The organism is Stutzerimonas kunmingensis, from assembly GCF_032106285.1.
Taxonomy (GTDB): Bacteria; Pseudomonadota; Gammaproteobacteria; order Pseudomonadales; family Pseudomonadaceae; genus Stutzerimonas; species Stutzerimonas kunmingensis_B.
In genome coordinates this window covers 27,079-44,961 of record NZ_DAMCPO010000031.1, presented here as the reverse complement: position 1 = coordinate 44,961, position 17,883 = coordinate 27,079, and the positions used below count along the sequence as shown (strand labels likewise).

The window sequence follows — 17,883 nt, the reverse complement described above, 5'->3', positions numbered from 1 at the left end:
CTTTCAACCGCTTCCGATCAACCCGACCGAAGCCGCCAACAGGATTCAACCACCATCCTGCCAGTCCGGCGCATTCTACTCGAATCCGCCATCCGTGCAACCCTTTTATTTCGCTAACCTTTTGATTTACAAGAGGTTTTGCTTAAGGACTGCGCCGGAAGTGGTGCGCATTATAGGGGCCTGAAAACAGCCGTCAACCGTTTATTTCAGTTTTATTCTGCCTTGAGGGAAATACGTGCAAACGACTTCTTTCCAGCCTGGCAAACATGGGTCGCGCCAAGCCTGAATACGAAACCACGATCCACTACCTGACCGTCAACACGGACACCGCCAGAACCCAGCAAGTCACGCGCGACAGCTGCATTCTTGACCAGCGCCGCCTTATTAAGGACCGACGCAATGGGCATGTCCTGCTCAGAGATCAGTTCGATTTCCGGAAGGTCTTCGGGAAGCTCACCTTCTTTCATCCGATTACCCGCAGAACGATGCGCAGCCGCAGCCGCTTCGTCCCCATGGAAACGCGCAACGATCTCCTCGGCCAACTTGATCTTGATATCCCGGGGATTGGATCCCCGCTCGACATCAGCACGAAACTCATCGAGTTCACCCTGCGACCGGAAGCTGAGCAGCTCGAAGTACCGCCACATGAGCGAATCAGGGATCGAGACCAACTTGCTATACATGACGCCTGGTGCTTCCTGGATCCCGACGTAATTGCCAAGGGACTTGGACATCTTCTTCACGCCATCCAGCCCCTCAAGCAACGGCATGGTCACCACGCACTGGGAGGCCTGACCGTACGACCGCTGAAGCTCACGCCCCATAAGCAAGTTGAACTTCTGGTCAGTCCCTCCGAGCTCTATGTCAGCCCTCAACGCAACCGAGTCATACCCCTGGACGAGCGGATAGAGGAACTCATGGATGGCTATCGGCTGGTTCGTGGAGTAGCGCTTACTGAAGTCATCACGCTCAAGCATACGAGCGACAGTATATTGAGAAGCTAGACGGATAAAGTCGGCTGGAGTCAGCTTGTCCATCCAGGCCGAATTGAACGCCACCTCAGTCTTTGCGGGATCCAGTATCTTAAAAACCTGAGACTTGTAAGTTTCGGCGTTCTCGAGGACCTGCTCCCTGGTCAACGGGGGCCGTGTGGCGCTTTTGCCACTTGGATCACCAATCATTCCGGTGAAATCCCCTATAAGGAAGATCACCTGATGCCCCAAGTCCTGAAGCTGGCGCATCTTATTAATGAGCACGGTATGCCCGAGATGAAGATCGGGAGCGGTAGGGTCGAATCCCGCCTTGACGCGCAACGGCTCGCCTCGCTCAAGCTTAGTGACCAGCTCCGATTCGACGAGCACCTCATCAGCGCCCCGTTTGATCACCGACAGTTGCTCTTCAACCGACTTCATGGCAAGCCCCGTACCATTATTAAAGGGCGACAACCTTACAAGATCGACGGCCGATTACAAGCAGCGCGCTTGTACCGACCAGCAGCTCAGCAGCCACAAGGGTTGCCTCCGATGCGCTTTGCTTATATTTTAGACAGTTATTTCCCGTGCAAAAATATGCCAGAAGCCCAATGATGCCTTCCAAATCAAAAGCTCCGAACTACCCCAAGAGCCATCTTCTGGCTGCAAGTGGTGTAGCTGCGCTGCTGAGCCTGGCGCTGCTTGTATTCCCATCACGTGAAGTCGAGGCGAAGAAGACCTTCATTGACTTGAAGCTCGAGTCCTCCTCTGGACAAATTGTCGTCGAGCCCGGCGACAGCCAACCAGGCCTGGTCGAGCCTCCCTTCGCTGCAACTGCGACGCCGGGCAAATCATCCGAGGCCAAGAATGCTGAGCTACCGGAAGAAGAGGAGCTCACCCAGGCCGCCGCTCCAGAGTCAGACTCTCTGACGAAGACCGTGGTCGTGGCCAATGGGGATACGCTATCGACAGTATTTTCCAAAGTGGGCCTTTCCCCATCCGTCATGCATGCCGTCCTGTCGAGCAGTAAGGATGCCAAACAGTTTTCCCGCTTGAAGATCGGCCAGTCCCTTGAGTTTCAACTGACTGAGCAAGGCGGGCTAGCCGGCCTACGCAGCAAACTCAATAGTCTGGAAACGCTGGCGTTAGAGAAGACGCCTGACGGTTATTCATTCAAAAAAGAACAGATCAAGCCCGAAATCAGCTCCGTATACGCTCGCGGTGAGATTGATAGCAGTCTGTTTCTAGCCGCGAAGCGCGCGGGCCTCAGCCATAACCTGACTATGGATCTGGCCAACGTATTTGGCTACGACATCGACTTTGCACTCGACATTCGCAAAGGCGACAGCTTCGAAGTTATTTATGAAGAGAAGACCGTAGAGGGGCAACGCGTCGGTACCGGCAATATCCTCGCGGCACGATTTACCAATCGGGGCAAAACCTATTCCGCCGTTCGCTACACCAATAAGGATGGAGCCACCAGCTATTACAATGCTGACGGTACCAGCATGCGCAAAGCATTCATCCGAACGCCAGTAGACTTTGCACGTATCAGCTCTCGCTTTTCCAATGGTCGCAAACATCCGATCCTGAACAAGATCCGAGCGCACAAAGGGGTTGATTATGCAGCCCCGCACGGGACGCCGATCAAAAGCGCCGGTGACGGCAAAGTACTGCTTGCCGGGCGCAAGGGTGGCTATGGCAACACGGTGATCATCCAGCACGGCCAGCGCTACCGCACCCTGTATGCGCACATGCAAGGTTTTGCCAAAGGTGTGCGTAATGGATCCGCTGTAAAGCAAGGTCAGATCATCGGCTACATCGGCACCACCGGCCTTTCCACCGGCCCGCATCTGCATTATGAGTTCCAGGTCGACGGCGTTCATGTCGATCCGCTAGGCCTGAAACTACCGATGGCAGATCCGATCGCTCGCAACGAAAAGCAGCGCTTCATGCAACTGAGCCAGCCTCTGATGGCACGGATGGACCAAGAGAAGGCCACCGTATTGGCCCTCAACCAGCAGTAATCGTGGCTCTTTATCTGGGGGTGATGTCCGGCACCAGTCTTGATGGCCTGGACATCGCGCTCATCGAGCAGACCACCCGCACTCGGCTAATAGCCACCCGCTTTCAGGAAATGCCTGCCAAGCTAAAGCAAGACCTACTCGCCTTGTGCTCGTCTGGGCGGGACGAGCTGAAGCGCGCAGCTATTGCTGAGAACCAGTGGGCTACGCTCGCAGCAGAAACGGTTGATCAGCTGCTCACCGAACAGCAGCTTGCCCCGCAGTCGATACGCGCTATTGGCAGCCACGGTCAAACTATCAGGCATGAACCCCATCTCGGGTTCACGATTCAAATCGGCAACCCCGCTCTATTGGCAGAATTGACCGGCATAACCGTGGTTGGGGATTTTCGCCGACGCGACGTTGCTGCCGGCGGACATGGCGCACCGCTCGTGCCCGCTTTCCACGAATCCATCTTTGGCAATTCCCAGCGAGTCCGCGCGATTCTGAACATCGGGGGATTCAGCAATCTCAGCATTCTGTATCCAGGCAACCCTACCCATGGCTTCGATTGTGGGCCCGGCAACGTCCTGATGGACGCCTGGATTCAACGCCACAAGTGCTTGGCATACGACCGCAACGGCGATTGGGCGACGACCGGCATCGTGGATGAGGACCTACTCACCTTGATGCTCAACGAAGAGTTTTTCAAAACTCAAGGACCCAAAAGCACCGGACGCGAGCTTTTCAACCTGGCCTGGCTGGATAGACGTCTCGCCGAACGGAAAGATCTGCATCCTGCAGATGTCCAGGCGACGCTGCTCGAACTTACTGCGAGGAGCATAGCCGAGTCACTCATCGCCACTCAGCTGAACGTTGAGGAGCTGCTTGTCTGCGGTGGTGGGGCGCATAACGCTGCGCTGATGCGAAGGTTACAGGCGCTGGCCCCGACCTGTGAGGTCAAAAGCACAGACAGCGAGGGGGTGCCGGCAGACTGGGTGGAGGCGATGGCATTTGCATGGTTGGCCCACTGCTGCCTGGAAGGCATCCCGGCAAATCGTCCCGCGGTCACTGGCGCACGGGGCTCTCGGATCCTTGGCGCAATCTATCCCGTTTGATGCCAGAAACGGAAACGCCGTGCAGTGCACGGCGCTTCGAGGCCACAGGCATCAGATAGAAAACGACTGACCGCAACCACAGGTAGTCGTAGCGTTTGGATTCTTGATCACGAAACGAGAGCCTTCCAGCCCCTCCTGGTAGTCCACTTCTGCACCAGCCAGGTACTGGTAGCTCATGGGGTCGACCACGAGACTTACGCCCTCTCGCTCGATGATCGTATCGTCGTCGGCCACATCTTCATCGAAAGTAAAGCCGTACTGGAAACCCGAGCAGCCGCCTCCAGTGACGAAGACCCGCAGCTTCAAGCGCGGATTGCCTTCCTCATCGACCAAGCTCTTCACCTTGCTTGCCGCCCCCTGACTGAACTGGATGGCGGTGGGCGTGAAGGATTCGACACTCATTGGTTTCTCCTGGCGTGAAACGCCCTACTGCATTGACGGTGCATTATCGGCTTTCCTGACAAAACCGGTCAACTATTCGACCAACTTCAGCTCCCCGATGTAAAAACCGGTTTATGGCAGGAGCGCCACATTTCCAAGCCCCAGTTTTTCATTCAGATCGAACAGGATATTCATATTCTGGATCGCCTGGCCGGATGCGCCTTTCACCAGGTTGTCGATCACGGACAGCACGACCACCAGGTCACCGTCCTGCGGACGATGTACGGCAATGCGGCAAACGTTAGCGCCACGCACGCTACGTGTCTCCGGATGACTGCCGGCCGGCATCACATCGACGAACGGCTCGTTGGCATAACGGCGCTCATAAAGGCGCTGCAGATCCACGGAAGTATCGGCAACGGTGGCGTACAGCGTCGCGTGGATACCACGGATCATCGGAGTCAGGTGCGGGACAAAAGTCAGCCCGACGTCACCTTGCGCTGCTCGGCGCAGACCTTGGCTGATCTCCGGCAGATGCCGGTGCCCTTTGACCGCATACGCCATCATGCTTTCGCCAGCCTCGGTGAACAGGGAACCGATCTTCGCTGCGCGCCCGGCACCGCTGACGCCCGACTTGCAATCCGCAATCAAGCACGAGGCATCTGCAAGACCATTTTCAAGCAGCGGTAGAAAGCCCAGCTGGGTAGCGGTCGGGTAACAGCCAGGAACGGCAATCAGGCGTGCCTTTCTGATCTGCTCGCGATTGACTTCAGGCAGTCCGTACACGGCCTCAGCGAGCAGTTCAGGCGCACCGTGAGCCTGCCCGTACCATTTCGCCCACTCTTCGGCATCCTGCAGGCGGAAATCAGCGGACAAATCAATGACTCGGGTTCCGGCTGCCAGCAACTCGCCAGCAAGTGCGTGGGCGACGCCATGAGGGGTCGCGAAGAACACCACGTCGCATCCACCCAATGTTGCTGCGTCCGGAACACTGAAAGCGAGGTCGTCGTAGTGGCCTCGCAGATTGGGGTACATGTCGGTGACCTTCACCCCATCCTCAGAGCGGGAGGTGATGACAGCCACTTCGGCCTGCGGATGCTGAGCAAGCAGGCGCAGCAATTCGACGCCCGTATAGCCTGTGCCGCCAACGATACCGACCTTGATCATGACCTGCCCTCAACTGGAAACGTAAAAGCGCGATGATAAAGCTGCTTTGATCGCGGGCCAACCGCCGGGATGACGGGGGCGAACGCAGCCACTACTATCGACGCATTCGCCTCCGCAGGATTCCATAGATGCTCTACCTTTGGCTCAAAGCACTGCACATCATCGCCGTCGTCTGCTGGTTCGCCGGACTTTTCTATCTTCCTCGCCTGTTCGTTTATCACGCGATGAGTGAGGATGAACCCAGTCGGGAGCGCTTCAAGATCATGGAGCGTAAGCTTTACCGCGGCATCATGCTTCCCTCCATGATCGCCACGCTGGTGTTTGGCATATGGATGGTCATTCTGAATCCCGGTTTGTTCGGTACAGGCGGCTGGCTTCACGCCAAGTTGGCGCTGGTCCTTGTATTGGTCGGCTATCACCACGTATGCGGCGCACAACTGAAGAGGTTTGCTCGTGACGAGAACATTCGCGGGCACGTGTTCTATCGCTGGTTCAATGAGGTCCCGGTCCTGTTTCTGCTGGCCATCGTGATCCTTGTCGTCGTCAGGCCCTTCTGAGCTGGCCGACAGCTGATCAGTTGAGTTCACGAGCATTGTGTTACCTGACTCGGAAACCGGAGCATACGTTGTTGTATCGGCTGTTCCTCCCATCTAATCTGCCGCAATCATCCCTGTGACACGGACGCCACATGCAACAAGCTCAATTCAAAATCGTCTTCACCGGCGAACTTATGCCCGGCATGCCGCTCGAGGCGGTAAAGGCAAACCTGGCAGTCCTGTTCAAGACCGACCCGAGCAAGGTCGAGCGATTGTTCAGTGACCAGGCGGCCGTGATCAAAAGCAAGCTGAGCAGCCAGGAAGCCGACAAGTACATCGGCGCGCTGCACCGCGCTGGCGCCAGGGCATACAAAGAGCCTGAGCACACCACCCCCACCCTGAGCCTTGTGCAGACGGATGAAGAACTGGCGGCGGCCCAAGGCGATAACCCACCTGCCGCGCTCATGACATGTCCTAAATGCGGGCACGCACAAAGCCACGCCAATGAGTGCAGTACATGCGGCATCATCATCGAGAAGTATCTGGCGCGTCAGGCGCAGCTTCATGAGAGTGCTGCACCTCAGGGCGCCAGCGCAACGGTGTCACCTTACGCCCCGCCCTCTGCAAACGTCAGCGAAGCAATGCCTCGACATGGCGACCTCAAGCCTTTTTCCGTCACTGGCCGGATTGGCCGTCTGCGTTATCTAGCGTGGTCACTGGTGATCATGTTCGCGGCCACGGGCTTGTTCGGTGTCGCCGCGATCATGATGGCAATCTCCAGCACGATGGGGCTCATCTGCATGGGCTTGATCGGCATCGGCATGCTCGTGGTCAGCGTGCAGATCGGCGTTCAGCGCCTGCATGACTTCGGCTGGTCCGGCTGGCTGATCCTGCTCAATCTGGTCCCGGTGCTGGGCAGCCTGTTTCCCTTCGTCATGCTGCTGATGCCTGGGAGTCGGGAAGTCAATCGCTATGGTTCGCCACCACCGCCCAACAGCCGGTCGGTGAAGATCCTCGCCGCGCTGTGGCTGCTGTTGATCATCTCCGGCCTAGTGGCGGCGCTGACCATCCCCGCGCTGGTGGAAATGCGTCAGGGAGCCGGCTTCTAGCTGCTGAAGCAGCCCCTCAATCGGCTTGTACCGTGCGCCCCCTTGCCCACTCCCGCAGTGCATCGAGGCGCTCGGCCATGACAACCGACAACGGCGATGTTGCACGAATGCAGTCGAGCAGCATCGCTTGATCGACATCCCGTTGCTGGGCCTGGCCGGCATAAACCGCGCTGACCACCACCTGCTCGATCTCGGCGCCGGAGAAACCATCACTCGCCCCGGCCAGTACCATCAGCCCCATATCATCAGGTTGCAGTTCGCGTCGCGTGAGATGGATGCGGAAGATCTCCGCACGCGTCGCGAGATCTGGCAAATCCACGAAGAAGAGTTCGTCGAATCGCCCCTTTCGCAGCAGCTCTGCAGGCAGCCGATCGATGGCGTTTGCCGTAGCCACCATGAATACCGGCGCGGTACGCTCGGCCATCCACGTCAACAGTGTGCCCAGTACCCGCTGGCTTACGCCGCCATCCATATCGCCGGTCGCCAAACCTTTTTCGATCTCGTCCATCCACAAAACGCAAGGCGCCATCTGTTCCGCGAGGGTCAGCGCTTCACGCAGGTTACGCTCGGTTTCACCGAAATACTTGTTGTACAAGCAGGCGAAATCCAACCGCAGCAACGGTAGCCCCCACAGACCGGCGACCGCCTTAGCGGCGAGGCTCTTGCCGCCACCTTGCACCCCGACCAGCATCACGCCGCGCGGTAGATCATCGCCCTGACCATCCAGAAACGCGCCCTGCCGCTCCGCCAGCCAACGTTTGAAATTGGCCAGACCACCCACCTCCGCGAAGCGGGCCGTCTCGTATTCGAACCCGAGTACCCCATCGAGATCCAGCAGCTGAAACTTGCTGCGATTGAGCTCGGGAATATCCTCCTGGGTGATCGCACCGTCATCACAGATGACATTGCGTGCCAGCGCCCGCGCCTCTGCATGGCTCAGGCCGCGCAGATTCTTCACCACCTGCTGCAACGTGCGATTGTCGGTGCGAACGCGAGCACCGCGATTACGCTCGCTCCAGCGGGTGGCTTCCTCGCGGACGATGGCAAGCAACTCTTCCTCGGCCGGCAGCGAAAGGCTGAAGCGTGCTGCGTAGCGTTGCACTTCAGGCGGCAGCTTGAGCGCATGCGACACCAGCACGAGGGTCGGCGCCACAGGCGCTTCACTCATCGCAATGTCCTTCAGCAGTCGCACCAACTTCGGCTCATCGAGAAACGGATGCAGATCGCAGAAGACGTACAGGTTCGCCCGGGGATCGTGCTTCACCAGTTTCAGCGCCACGTCCGGCGCGCAGCTTTCCTCGCCGCCCTGCAGCTCGCCGCCAAAGGACAGATGGCGCACCCCCTCGGTCGCCGACCACAGGTAGAAGCCCAAGCCTTGGCGCATGGCAAGCCCCGTCAGCGTCTCGAGCACTCTGCGCTCGTCCCAGGACTCAACCAGCACCAGTCTGACTCTCGAATCCAGAACCAAACCCAGATCATGAATATCGTTCTTCACATCACCTCCCTGTACAGCCTCACCACGGCTCATATGCCCTGATACACTGTTTGACCGACGCTCTCCCGGAGAACCGCCATGGATTGTCTGTTTTGCAAGATCGTGGACGGGGAAATTCCCGCACGCAAGCTTTACGAGGACGATCAGGTTATCGCCTTCCACGACATCGCGGCTCAGGCCCCGGTGCACTTCCTGGTGATTCCGAAGAAACATATCGCCACCTTGCACGACCTGAACGAGGAGCACGACAAGGCGCTCGCCGGGCATATCCTCTTGACTGCGCAACGCCTGGCCGCAGAGCAAGGGTGTCAGGACGGTTTTCGCGTGGTGATGAACTGCAACGACCTAGGCGGGCAGACGGTCAACCATATTCACATGCACGTACTCGGTCAGCGGCAGATGCATTGGCCGCCAGGCTGACAGCCAAGCTCCCAACCTGCAGCCTCATCCACTGCCCGTGGCTCCAACCTGTTCCGGAGGATATATGACCAGCCAACGCCACTACTCCCCAGCTGACCGCTTGCTGATGCAGGCCGATTCGGCCCTGCGCACGCTGTTGCCTTTCAGTGGCCAGCCAGCACGCCCGTCGCCGGCGGTATTGAAGAACGAGGCCGAACTCAGCGAGAGCGAGACCCGCCACGTTGCCGGCCTGATGCGCATCAACCACACCGGCGAAGTCTGCGCCCAGGCGCTGTACCAGGGCCAGGCCCTGACGGCTCGCCTCCCGCAGGTACGTCGGGCGATGGAACAGGCGGCGGATGAGGAAATCGACCATCTGGCCTGGTGTGAACAACGCATCCGCCAGTTGGGCAGCCACACCAGCGTGCTCAATCCGCTTTTCTACGGGCTGTCGTTCGGGATTGGCGCCACGGCCGGTCTGATCAGCGATCGCATCAGCCTGGGCTTCGTCGCTGCTACTGAAGATCAGGTCTGCAAGCACCTGGACGAGCATCTTGGCCAGCTGCCGGCAAGCGACGACAAATCCCGCGCCATTCTCGAGCAGATGCGCGAGGACGAGCAGCAGCACTCCACCGCCGCCATCGAGGCCGGCGGCCTGCGATTTCCAGCCCCGGTCAAATTCGGCATGAGCCTGGTATCCAAGGTCATGACCAAGGCGACTTATCGCATCTGACGTTTGCCACGAAAAAGGGCGCCGAAGCGCCCTCATCAATGACAATGCTGGTGAAGCCTACGCATGACGCGGCATGTTGCGTGCGTAGAAAATTTCCAGCATCTCGTGACGCAACCGCTTCTCGACCTGCTTGCGCTGCTCCGGAGAAAGATTGCTGGTCGCATCGCCGAACAGATAATTCTCCAGCTCGAAGTCCTTGAGCAGCATCTTGGTGTGGAACAGATTCTCCTGGTACACATTCACATCGGTCATCTGATAGACCGAGCGCGTGTCATCAGACAGGTAGTTCTGGATCGAGTTGATCTCGTGATCAATGAAGTGCTTCTTGCCCTCGACATCGCGGGTAAAACCGCGCACGCGATAATCCACGGTGACGATATCCGAATCGAACTGGTGGATCAGATAGTTGAGCGCCTTCAGAGGCGAGATAACGCCGCAGGTTGAAACATCGATATCGACGCGGAACGTGGCAATGCCGTCCACCGGATGTATTTCCGGGTAGGTATGCACGGTGATGTGGCTCTTGTCGAGGTGCGCAAGGATGGTTTCGGGCAGCGGGCCAGGCGACTCCTCGATCTGACTGTCAGTTGGCGTCACCGGCTGTTCGGAGATCAAAATCGTCACGCTGGCGCCCTGCGGCTCGTAATCCTGGCGGGCAATGTTGAGTATGTTGGCACCAATGATGTCTACAACATCGGTCAGAATCTGTGTAAGTCGCTCGGCGTCGTATTCTTCATCGATGTACTGCACATATGCCTGCTGGTCTTCGGAGGTCTCGGCATAGCAGATGTCGTAGATGTTGAAGCTCAAGGTCTTGGTCAGATTGTTGAACCCGTGAAGCTTGAGTTTGCTTTTCACCATTGGAAACATTCTCTTGTCGGGGCTCATGCCCGTCGGACACCGAAGCATCTGAGCAGGACGGTAAACACCTCTTCGCGCCGGTGACGGCCGTTATTGCAATGGAATGAATGACACCCGAATCAATCGGGGCTGCGCATGATGCAGAGCGGGAGGCTTTTCGAAAGCGTCACCAGACCCACTCCCATCGATTGAGATAGCCGATAGCAGTCAGTCGAGCTCGACAATCTCGTAAGCATGGCTGATCTCGACGCCGGCACGACCAAGCATGATTGAGGCCGAGCAGTACTTCTCCGCCGAAAGCTCGACCGCGCGCTTGACCTGGGCCTCCTTCAGCGAGCGCCCCTTGACGACGAAACGCAGATGAATCTTGGTAAACACCTTTGGGTCTTCGGATGCACGGTCGGCCTCAACGAAGACTTCGCAACTATCCACAGCCTGCCGCGACTTTTTCAGGATGCTCACTACATCGAAGTTACTGCAGCCACCCAGGCCAAGTAGCAGCATCTCCATGGGGCGTACGCCAAGGTTACGTCCGCCGTTCTCGGGCGGGCCATCCATCACCACGACATGTCCGCTGCCGGACTCGCCAAGGAACATCGCACCGTCGACCCATTGAATGCGCGCTTTCATCGCCAGCTCCAATAAAAACAGGGCGGCTAGCTTAGCATGGGCCTTTAAATCGACAGCGTCACATACGCGACTAAAGGTGCGTTGACCCACACGTTTCGCCTGTCGCAACTTTGCAACTGCTCCGCCTTGGTCTGTTAAGCTCACGAAAGCTGAATGACAGCCACATATAACAATAATCAGTCTTTATTGAATACTTATCCGGGACCCACAGCATGGTAGCTATCTCTCTTACGCCCAAGATAAAGAATATCGACAAGTTGCTCGCCCATTGCCATAGACGGCGATACACGGCGAAGAGCACGATCATTTACGCAGGCGACCGTTGCGAGTCGCTTTTTTTCATCGTCAAAGGCTCGGTCACCATTCTTATCGAGGATGACGACGGTCGCGAGATGATCATCGCCTATTTGAATGCAGGCGACTTTTTCGGAGAGATGGGGCTTTTCGAGAAAGAAGGAGCGGAAAAGGAACGCAGCGCCTGGGTTCGCGCAAAGACCGAATGCGAAGTTGCCGAACTGAGCTATGCGAAGTTTCGCGAGCTGACCCAGCAGGATCCGGACATCCTCTATGCCCTCGGCAGTCAGATGGCCGAGCGTCTGCGCAACACCACACGCAAGGTCGGCGACCTGGCCTTCCTCGACGTTACCGGCCGTGTCGCGCGTACCTTGCTCGACCTGTGCAAGCAGCCCGACGCCATGACTCATCCGGACGGCATGCAGATCAAGATCACCCGCCAGGAAATCGGCCGTATCGTCGGTTGCTCCCGCGAGATGGTCGGTCGAGTGCTCAAGAGCCTGGAAGCCCAGGGTCTCGTCTATGTCAAAGGCAAGACCATGGTGGTATTCGGCACTCGCTGATCCTTCAGACCGCTACCTGCCAGCGCACAATGCGCGGGCAGGCGGTCACTCCGGATCGGCAGCGACAGGGGCCGCACGGCCGCGCGAACGATCAGGGTAGAACAGGCGCTGCAGCTCTACGCCAGGTTGCTCGGCGCGCATGAACGCCTCGCCCACCAGGAATGCATACACCTGGTTTATCTCCATCAGCTCAACATCGGCACGATTGAAGATCCCGCTCTCGGTCACCACCAGACGATCCTTTGGAATCCGCGGCAGCAGATCCAGCGTGGTTTCCAGATTGACCTCGAAGGTATGCAGGTTGCGGTTGTTGATGCCCACCAGCGGCGTTTCCAGACGCAGCGCACGTTCGAGTTCGGCAGCGTCGTGCACCTCTACCAGCACGTCCAGCCCCTGCTGCTTGGCCACCGCGGCCAGCTCGTGCATACGCACATCGTCCAGTGCCGCGACGATCAGCAGAATGCAGTCGGCGCCAAGCGCTCGCGCTTCGACCACCTGATACGGGTCGATCATGAAATCCTTGCGGATAACCGGCAGCGAGCAAGCCGCCCGCGCCTGCTGCAGATATTCATCGGCGCCCTGAAAGAAATCGATGTCGGTCAACACCGACAGGCAAGCAGCGCCCCCGGTCTCGTAGCTGGCGGCAATTTCGGCGGGCAGGAAGGGATCGCGAATGACCCCTTTGCTCGGCGATGCCTTCTTCACCTCAGCGATAACCGCAGGCTCCTTGCTGCGCACCCGGCGCTCAAGCGCGGCAGCGAAGCCACGCACCGGTTCGGCAGCTGCGGCACGCTGCTCCAGCTCACCCAGCCCGACCTGGCGACTGCGCTGCGCAACCTCCTCGAACTTGCGGGCGATGATCTTCTCCAGAACGGTCGGCACGCTCACTTTTGATTCTCCTGCTTGAATACCGCGGTGAAGGACACCAGCTCCTCCAGCTTGTCACGCGCCAACCCGGTGCTGAGGGCATCATGCGCCATCTCGACACCCTGCTTCAGGCTGCTCGCCAGATCGGCTGCGTAAAGCGCAGCGCCAGCGTTGAGCACGATCATGTCGGCAGCCTTCTGCCCGTTCTCGCTCTGCCGACGCCCCAGCGCATCGCGGATCAAGGCCAGCGAGCCCTGAGCGTCCTCTACGTTCAGGCCGATCAAACTCTGGCTCTTGATGCCAAAGTCCTCGGGCTGAATGCTGTATTCACGGATCTCACCATCCTTCAGCTCGGCAACATGCGTCGGCGCGGCCAGACTGATCTCGTCCAGCCCATCCTGCGCATGCACCACCAGCACATGCTTGCTGCCCAGACGAGCCAGCACTTCGGCCATCGGCCGGCACAATGCCTTGCTGAATACGCCAAGCACCTGATGGCGGACGCCGGCCGGGTTGGCCATGGGGCCGAGGATATTGAACAGCGTACGTAGGCCGAGTTCGCGGCGCGGGCCGGCCGCGTGCTTCATGGCGCCATGATGGGCCGGGGCGAACATGAAGCCGACGCCGACCGTATCGACACTGCGTGCCACCTGCTCGGGCGTCAGGTCGAGGAAGACCCCGGCCGCCTCGAGCAGATCGGCGCTGCCGCTCTTGCCGGATACTGCGCGGTTACCGTGCTTGGCGACCTTGCCGCCAGCGGCCGCAACGACGAACGAGGCGGCAGTGGACACGTTGAAGATATTCATGCCGTCGCCACCGGTGCCACAGGTGTCGACAAGCTTGTCGGTGTCGAAACGCACCGGGGCAGCAAGCTCACGCATGACCTGCACCGCGCCGACGATCTCGTCGATGGTTTCGCTCTTCATGCGCATGCCCATGAGGAACGCACCGACCTGCGCGTCTGTGCACTGACCGGTCATGATCTGGCGCATCACCGCCTGCATCTCTTCGGTGCTCAGGTCCAGCTGACCGACGATGCGGTTGAGGGCTTCCTTGATATCCATCAGCGCACGCCTCCGGTCTGCTTCAGAAAATTCGCGAACAGCTCATGGCCCTGTTCGGTGAGGATCGATTCGGGGTGGAACTGCACACCCTCTATATTCAGCGTTTTGTGCCGCAAGCCCATGATCTCGTCGGCCGAGCCATCGTCCAGCTGGGTCCAGGCGGTGATTTCCAGGGAGTCGGGCAACGTCTCGCGCTTGACCACCAGCGAGTGGTACCGGGTGACGGTCAGCGGATTATTGAGCCCGGCGAACACACCCTGGTCATGGTGAAACACCGGGCTGGTCTTGCCGTGCATGGCCTGCCGAGCACGTACCACATCGCCACCGAAGGCCTGACCGATGCTCTGGTGGCCGAGGCAAACGCCGAGAATGGGCAACTTGCCGGCGAAATGACGAATCAGCTCCAGCGACACGCCGGCCTCGTTCGGCGTGCACGGGCCCGGCGAGACGACGATGCGCTCCGGATTCAGCGCTTCGATCTCGGCCACGCTCAGCTCGTCGTTGCGCACCACCTTGACGTCGGCACCAAGCTCGCCGAGGTACTGCACGACGTTGTAGGTAAAGGAATCGTAGTTATCGAGCATCAACAGCATGATCAGTTCTCCTGCTGGTCGCGTTCGGCCAGGGCCACCGCACGGAACATGGCGCGGCGCTTGTTCAGGGTCTCTTCCCATTCGAGTGCCGGCTGCGAGTCGGCGACGATGCCGGCACCGGCCTGCACGTGCAGCTCGCCGTCCTTGATCACCGCGGTACGAATTGCGATGGCGGTATCCATGTTGCCGTTCCAGGCCAGATAGCCGACCGCGCCGCCGTAAACGCCACGCTTGACCGGCTCGAGTTCGTCGATGATTTCCATGGCGCGAATCTTCGGTGCACCTGAGAGCGTGCCGGCCGGCAGGATCGCGCGCAGCGCGTCCATCGCCGTCAATGGCGCCTTGAGCTGGCCGGTGACGTTGGAAACGATGTGCATGACATTCGAATAGCGCTCGATGACCATCTTCTCGGTAAGCCGCACCGTGCCGGTCTCGGCGACACGACCGACGTCGTTGCGCCCCAGGTCGATCAGCATCAGGTGTTCGGCAAGCTCCTTGGCATCGCTGAGCAGGTCCTGCTCCAACGCCAGATCAGCTTCTTCGTTGGCACCGCGTGGACGCGTGCCGGCGATGGGGCGGACCGTGACCAGGCCTTCCTCGACCCGCACCAGCACTTCTGGCGACGACCCCACCACGTGGAAGTCACCGAAGTTGAAGAAGTACATGTAGGGCGTCGGGTTGAAGCAACGCAGCGCGCGGTACAGATCGATGGGTGCGGCCTTGAACGGGATCGACATGCGCTGGGAAATCACTACCTGCATGCAGTCGCCGGCGAGGATGTAGTCCTTGATGCGGTTGACCGCCTGCTCGTAATCCTCGCGGCTGAAGCTGGAGCGGAAGGTCGGCTCGGCGCCGTTGCTCTTTTCGAAATCCAGGCCCAGGCGCGGCGTGATCGACTGGCGCAGCTTTGCCCGCAGCGCTTGCAAGCGAGCCTGGCCCGCCTCGTAGGCGTCCGGCTGCGACGGGTCGACCAGCACGATGCAGTGCAGCTTGCCAGCGAGGTTGTCGAACACCACCACGGCGTCGGACACCATCAGCAGGATATCCGGCGTGCCCAACGGATCGGGATTGGGGCAGTTACCCAGTTTGCGTTCGACATAACGCACGCTGTCGTAGCCAAAGTAGCCCACCAGGCCGCCATTGAAGCGCGGCAGGCCCTCCACCGGCGCGACGCGGTAGCGCTGCTGGAAGGACTCGACGAACGCCAGCGGATCTTCGACCTCACAGGTTTCGGTCTCGACGCCATCGGTAGTTATGCTGATGCGGTGATCCTGCACGCGCATTACAGTGCGGCAAGGCAGACCGATGATCGAATAGCGCCCCCACTTCTCGCCGCCCTGGACGGACTCGAGCAGGTAGGAATTCGGCGCATCGGCCAGTTTCAGGTATAGCGACAACGGGGTGTCGAAGTCGGCGAGGGTCTCGAACGACAGGGGAATGCGGTTATGGCCTTCGGCGGCCAAACGCAGGAATTCTTCGCGGGTCATGTCAGCCTCGTGGTCTGAGGAGGGTTCGAACGAACAACGGCAAACGCGCCGGCCTGGCCGGCAGGAAAAGTCAGGCGCGCCAGCGCCAACGGGCCAGGGCCTTGATGACTTTCATCCATTGTCTGCGGGTGAGCACCACGAGCGGATCTCTTCGGGGGGTCAAAAAGAGTCCGGCCACACTAGCGCAGCCCCGGAGCCGAAGCAACCAGCTCGCGCAGGTTGTCGAGCACCAGCGCTGGCTGCTCATTCGCGATGGGCTCGCCGTGGTTGTAGCCATAAGTGAGCGCGACACAGGGGACCGCCGCCGCCTTCGCAGCCCGCACGTCATTGCGCGAATCCCCCACGAACAGCGATTCGCGGGGCGCAACGCCCGCCTTGTCCATCACCCAGAACAGCGCCGCCGGATCGGGCTTCTGCTGCGGCAAGGTATCGCCACCGACCAGCCACTGGAAGTAACCGGCCAGCCCCTTCTCCTCCAGCAGCGGTTCGATGAACTGCGCCGGCTTGTTGGTGATGATCGCCAGCTTCACCTCGCGCTCGCGCAGCCAATCCAGGCATTCGCGAACGCCCGGATAGACGGTGGTTAGCTCATGGCCGCCGGAGTATGCCTGCATGAACAGCGCCAGCGCCTCATCGGCCAGCTCGTCGGCCACACCGTCATGGTTCAGCTGACCGGCCAATGCGCGACGCACCAGCACGCGCGAGCCATTGCCGACCCAGTCGCGCACCCGCTCGATGCCGGCGGGCTCGCGACCAAGCAGCATCAACATCTTGTCCACCGCCGCGGCCAGGTCCGGCACTGAATCCATCAGGGTGCCGTCCAGGTCGAACATCACCAGCCGTGGCAATTTGCCGTCGAACAGTTGCTCCAGGCGAGTCATGGCCGGGCAAGCGCCAGCTCGGCGCGCATCTGGTCGATCACGGCTTTGTAATCCGGCTGGTTGAAGATCGCCGAGCCGGCAACGAAGGTATCGGCGCCCGCCGCAGCGATTTCGCGGATGTTCTTCGGATTGACGCCACCATCGATCTCCAGGCGAATCTCGCGACCGCTGGCATCGATCAGCGCACGCGCTTCACGCAGCTTGTCCAGTGTGTTGGGAATGAACTTCTGCCCGCCGAAACCAGGGTTGACGCTCATCAGCAGGACCATGTCGACCTTGTCCATCACGTACTTGAGCACGTCCAGCGGCGTGGCCGGATTGAATACCAGACCGGCCTTGGCGCCGCCGTCCTTGATCAGCTGCAGCGAGCGGTCGATGTGCTCGGAGGCTTCCGGGTGGAAGGTGATGTAACTGGCGCCCGCTTCGAGGAAGTCGCCAATCATGCGGTCCACCGGCTTGACCATCAGGTGTACGTCGATGGGCGCGGTCACGCCATGCTTGCGCAGCGCTGAGCAGACCATCGGGCCGATGGTCAGGTTGGGTACGTAGTGGTTGTCCATCACATCGAAATGGACGATGTCGGCGCCGGCGGCCAGCACGTTGTCCACTTCCTCACCCAGACGGGCGAAGTTGGCGGAAAGGATCGACGGGGCGATGGCGAAGGGTTGCATGGCGCACCTCTGAGTGCTTGGTCACGGTGGCGCGCATTGTAGCGGCTGCGCCGGCGTCTG

Annotated in this window: 18 protein-coding genes and 2 pseudogenes; 8 read left to right on the top strand and 12 right to left on the bottom strand. The window is 59.5% G+C overall.

The features are described from left to right. Positions 1-184, top strand: a pseudogene (locus RT582_RS19435) (hypothetical protein); the annotation flags it as partial. Positions 185-212: 28 nt separating this feature from the next. Here RT582_RS19435 and tyrS read toward each other — a convergent pair. Continuing rightward, complete coding sequence (gene tyrS, locus RT582_RS19430; RefSeq protein ID WP_125876897.1) at positions 213-1,412, bottom strand: tyrosine--tRNA ligase; 1,200 nt, start codon at positions 1,410-1,412, stop codon at positions 213-215. 170 nt (positions 1,413-1,582) lie between these two features. On the opposite strand from tyrS, the gene RT582_RS19425 reads away from it, so the two are divergent. Then, positions 1,583-2,998, top strand: coding sequence for a peptidoglycan DD-metalloendopeptidase family protein (locus RT582_RS19425; RefSeq protein WP_125876899.1), 1,416 nt, complete (start codon positions 1,583-1,585; stop codon positions 2,996-2,998). A gap of 2 nt (positions 2,999-3,000) precedes the next feature. Then, the gene (locus RT582_RS19420) at positions 3,001-4,092 is read left to right on the top strand and encodes an anhydro-N-acetylmuramic acid kinase (RefSeq protein WP_312966542.1); all 1,092 of its coding nucleotides are present in this window, start codon (positions 3,001-3,003) and stop codon (positions 4,090-4,092) included. 51 nt (positions 4,093-4,143) lie between these two features. On the opposite strand, the gene erpA is transcribed toward RT582_RS19420, so the two are convergent. Both erpA and argC read right to left on the bottom strand, forming a co-directional pair. Continuing rightward, positions 4,144-4,494, bottom strand: coding sequence for an iron-sulfur cluster insertion protein ErpA (erpA, locus tag RT582_RS19415; protein WP_003285497.1), 351 nt, complete (start codon positions 4,492-4,494; stop codon positions 4,144-4,146). A gap of 111 nt (positions 4,495-4,605) precedes the next feature. Beyond that, positions 4,606-5,640, bottom strand: coding sequence for an N-acetyl-gamma-glutamyl-phosphate reductase (argC, locus tag RT582_RS19410; RefSeq protein ID WP_104098004.1), 1,035 nt, complete (start codon positions 5,638-5,640; stop codon positions 4,606-4,608). 128 nt (positions 5,641-5,768) lie between these two features. Here argC and hemJ point away from each other — a divergent pair, with 128 nt between their 5' ends. After that, the gene (gene hemJ / locus RT582_RS19405; RefSeq protein ID WP_014821649.1) at positions 5,769-6,197 is read left to right on the top strand and encodes a protoporphyrinogen oxidase HemJ; all 429 of its coding nucleotides are present in this window, start codon (positions 5,769-5,771) and stop codon (positions 6,195-6,197) included. 131 nt (positions 6,198-6,328) lie between these two features. Further along, positions 6,329-7,285 carry a DUF805 domain-containing protein gene (locus RT582_RS19400; protein WP_313479389.1) on the top strand — a complete coding sequence of 319 codons (957 nt, stop codon included), beginning with the start codon at positions 6,329-6,331 and terminating at the stop codon, positions 7,283-7,285. A 16-nt stretch (positions 7,286-7,301) separates the two neighbouring features. Here RT582_RS19400 and RT582_RS19395 read toward each other — a convergent pair whose 3' ends face one another. Continuing rightward, positions 7,302-8,780: an AAA family ATPase gene (locus tag RT582_RS19395; protein WP_041015129.1), complete on the bottom strand. Its 1,479-nt coding sequence runs from the start codon at positions 8,778-8,780 to the stop codon at positions 7,302-7,304. A gap of 78 nt (positions 8,781-8,858) precedes the next feature. On the opposite strand from RT582_RS19395, the gene RT582_RS19390 reads away from it, so the two are divergent. After that, entirely contained in the window at positions 8,859-9,200 is a 342-nt protein-coding gene (locus tag RT582_RS19390) for a histidine triad nucleotide-binding protein (protein WP_312947208.1), read from the top strand. 64 nt (positions 9,201-9,264) lie between these two features. Further along, the gene (gene coq7, locus RT582_RS19385; RefSeq protein WP_023445868.1) at positions 9,265-9,912 is read left to right on the top strand and encodes a 2-polyprenyl-3-methyl-6-methoxy-1,4-benzoquinone monooxygenase; all 648 of its coding nucleotides are present in this window, start codon (positions 9,265-9,267) and stop codon (positions 9,910-9,912) included. 57 nt (positions 9,913-9,969) lie between these two features. Here coq7 and speD read toward each other — a convergent pair whose 3' ends face one another. Together speD and RT582_RS19375 are read right to left on the bottom strand one after the other, a co-directional pair. Next, positions 9,970-10,770: an adenosylmethionine decarboxylase gene (speD, locus tag RT582_RS19380; protein WP_031297947.1), complete on the bottom strand. Its 801-nt coding sequence runs from the start codon at positions 10,768-10,770 to the stop codon at positions 9,970-9,972. 210 nt (positions 10,771-10,980) lie between these two features. Beyond that, complete coding sequence (locus RT582_RS19375) at positions 10,981-11,403, bottom strand: OsmC family protein (protein ID WP_014821655.1); 423 nt, start codon at positions 11,401-11,403, stop codon at positions 10,981-10,983. Positions 11,404-11,615: 212 nt separating this feature from the next. Here RT582_RS19375 and crp point away from each other — a divergent pair, with 212 nt between their 5' ends. Continuing rightward, on the top strand, positions 11,616-12,260 hold the full coding sequence (crp, locus tag RT582_RS19370) for a cAMP-activated global transcriptional regulator CRP (protein ID WP_014821656.1): 645 nt from the start codon (positions 11,616-11,618) through the stop codon (positions 12,258-12,260). A 45-nt stretch (positions 12,261-12,305) separates the two neighbouring features. Here crp and trpC read toward each other — a convergent pair whose 3' ends face one another. The 6 genes and pseudogenes from trpC to rpe form a co-directional block, all read right to left on the bottom strand. Continuing rightward, entirely contained in the window at positions 12,306-13,148 is an 843-nt protein-coding gene (trpC, locus tag RT582_RS19365) for an indole-3-glycerol phosphate synthase TrpC (protein ID WP_013981696.1), read from the bottom strand. Then, positions 13,145-14,191, bottom strand: coding sequence for an anthranilate phosphoribosyltransferase (trpD, locus tag RT582_RS19360; RefSeq protein ID WP_015278315.1), 1,047 nt, complete (start codon positions 14,189-14,191; stop codon positions 13,145-13,147). The genes trpC and trpD overlap by 4 nt, the downstream gene beginning before the upstream one ends. Then, positions 14,191-14,784 carry an aminodeoxychorismate/anthranilate synthase component II gene (locus RT582_RS19355; protein ID WP_045666640.1) on the bottom strand — a complete coding sequence of 198 codons (594 nt, stop codon included), beginning with the start codon at positions 14,782-14,784 and terminating at the stop codon, positions 14,191-14,193. Before RT582_RS19355 ends, trpD begins: the two co-directional genes overlap by 1 nt. Before the next feature lie 2 nt (positions 14,785-14,786). Further along, positions 14,787-16,271 carry an anthranilate synthase component I gene (gene trpE / locus RT582_RS19350; protein ID WP_104098011.1) on the bottom strand — a complete coding sequence of 495 codons (1,485 nt, stop codon included), beginning with the start codon at positions 16,269-16,271 and terminating at the stop codon, positions 14,787-14,789. 70 nt (positions 16,272-16,341) lie between these two features. Next, a pseudogene (locus RT582_RS19345) lies at positions 16,342-17,152 on the bottom strand (phosphoglycolate phosphatase). Then, positions 17,149-17,823 carry a ribulose-phosphate 3-epimerase gene (gene rpe / locus RT582_RS19340; protein WP_015278319.1) on the bottom strand — a complete coding sequence of 225 codons (675 nt, stop codon included), beginning with the start codon at positions 17,821-17,823 and terminating at the stop codon, positions 17,149-17,151. Before rpe ends, RT582_RS19345 begins: the two are co-directional and overlap by 4 nt. Positions 17,824-17,883 lie beyond the last annotated feature (60 nt).

Coding starts and splice junctions, on each gene's coding strand:
- hemJ (WP_014821649.1), top strand. CDS start 5,769: ATGCTCTACCTTTGGCTCAAAGCACTGCACATCATCGCCGTCGTCTGC.
- erpA (WP_003285497.1), bottom strand. CDS start 4,494: ATGAGTGTCGAATCCTTCACGCCCACCGCCATCCAGTTCAGTCAGGGG.
- RT582_RS19390 (WP_312947208.1), top strand. CDS start 8,859: ATGGATTGTCTGTTTTGCAAGATCGTGGACGGGGAAATTCCCGCACGC.
- trpE (WP_104098011.1), bottom strand. CDS start 16,271: ATGACCCGCGAAGAATTCCTGCGTTTGGCCGCCGAAGGCCATAACCGC.
- RT582_RS19425 (WP_125876899.1), top strand. CDS start 1,583: ATGATGCCTTCCAAATCAAAAGCTCCGAACTACCCCAAGAGCCATCTT.
- RT582_RS19375 (WP_014821655.1), bottom strand. CDS start 11,403: ATGAAAGCGCGCATTCAATGGGTCGACGGTGCGATGTTCCTTGGCGAG.
- RT582_RS19355 (WP_045666640.1), bottom strand. CDS start 14,784: ATGCTGTTGATGCTCGATAACTACGATTCCTTTACCTACAACGTCGTG.
- argC (WP_104098004.1), bottom strand. CDS start 5,640: ATGATCAAGGTCGGTATCGTTGGCGGCACAGGCTATACGGGCGTCGAA.
- trpD (WP_015278315.1), bottom strand. CDS start 14,191: ATGGATATCAAGGAAGCCCTCAACCGCATCGTCGGTCAGCTGGACCTG.
- tyrS (WP_125876897.1), bottom strand. CDS start 1,412: ATGAAGTCGGTTGAAGAGCAACTGTCGGTGATCAAACGGGGCGCTGAT.
- rpe (WP_015278319.1), bottom strand. CDS start 17,823: ATGCAACCCTTCGCCATCGCCCCGTCGATCCTTTCCGCCAACTTCGCC.
- coq7 (WP_023445868.1), top strand. CDS start 9,265: ATGACCAGCCAACGCCACTACTCCCCAGCTGACCGCTTGCTGATGCAG.
- crp (WP_014821656.1), top strand. CDS start 11,616: ATGGTAGCTATCTCTCTTACGCCCAAGATAAAGAATATCGACAAGTTG.
- RT582_RS19400 (WP_313479389.1), top strand. CDS start 6,329: ATGCAACAAGCTCAATTCAAAATCGTCTTCACCGGCGAACTTATGCCC.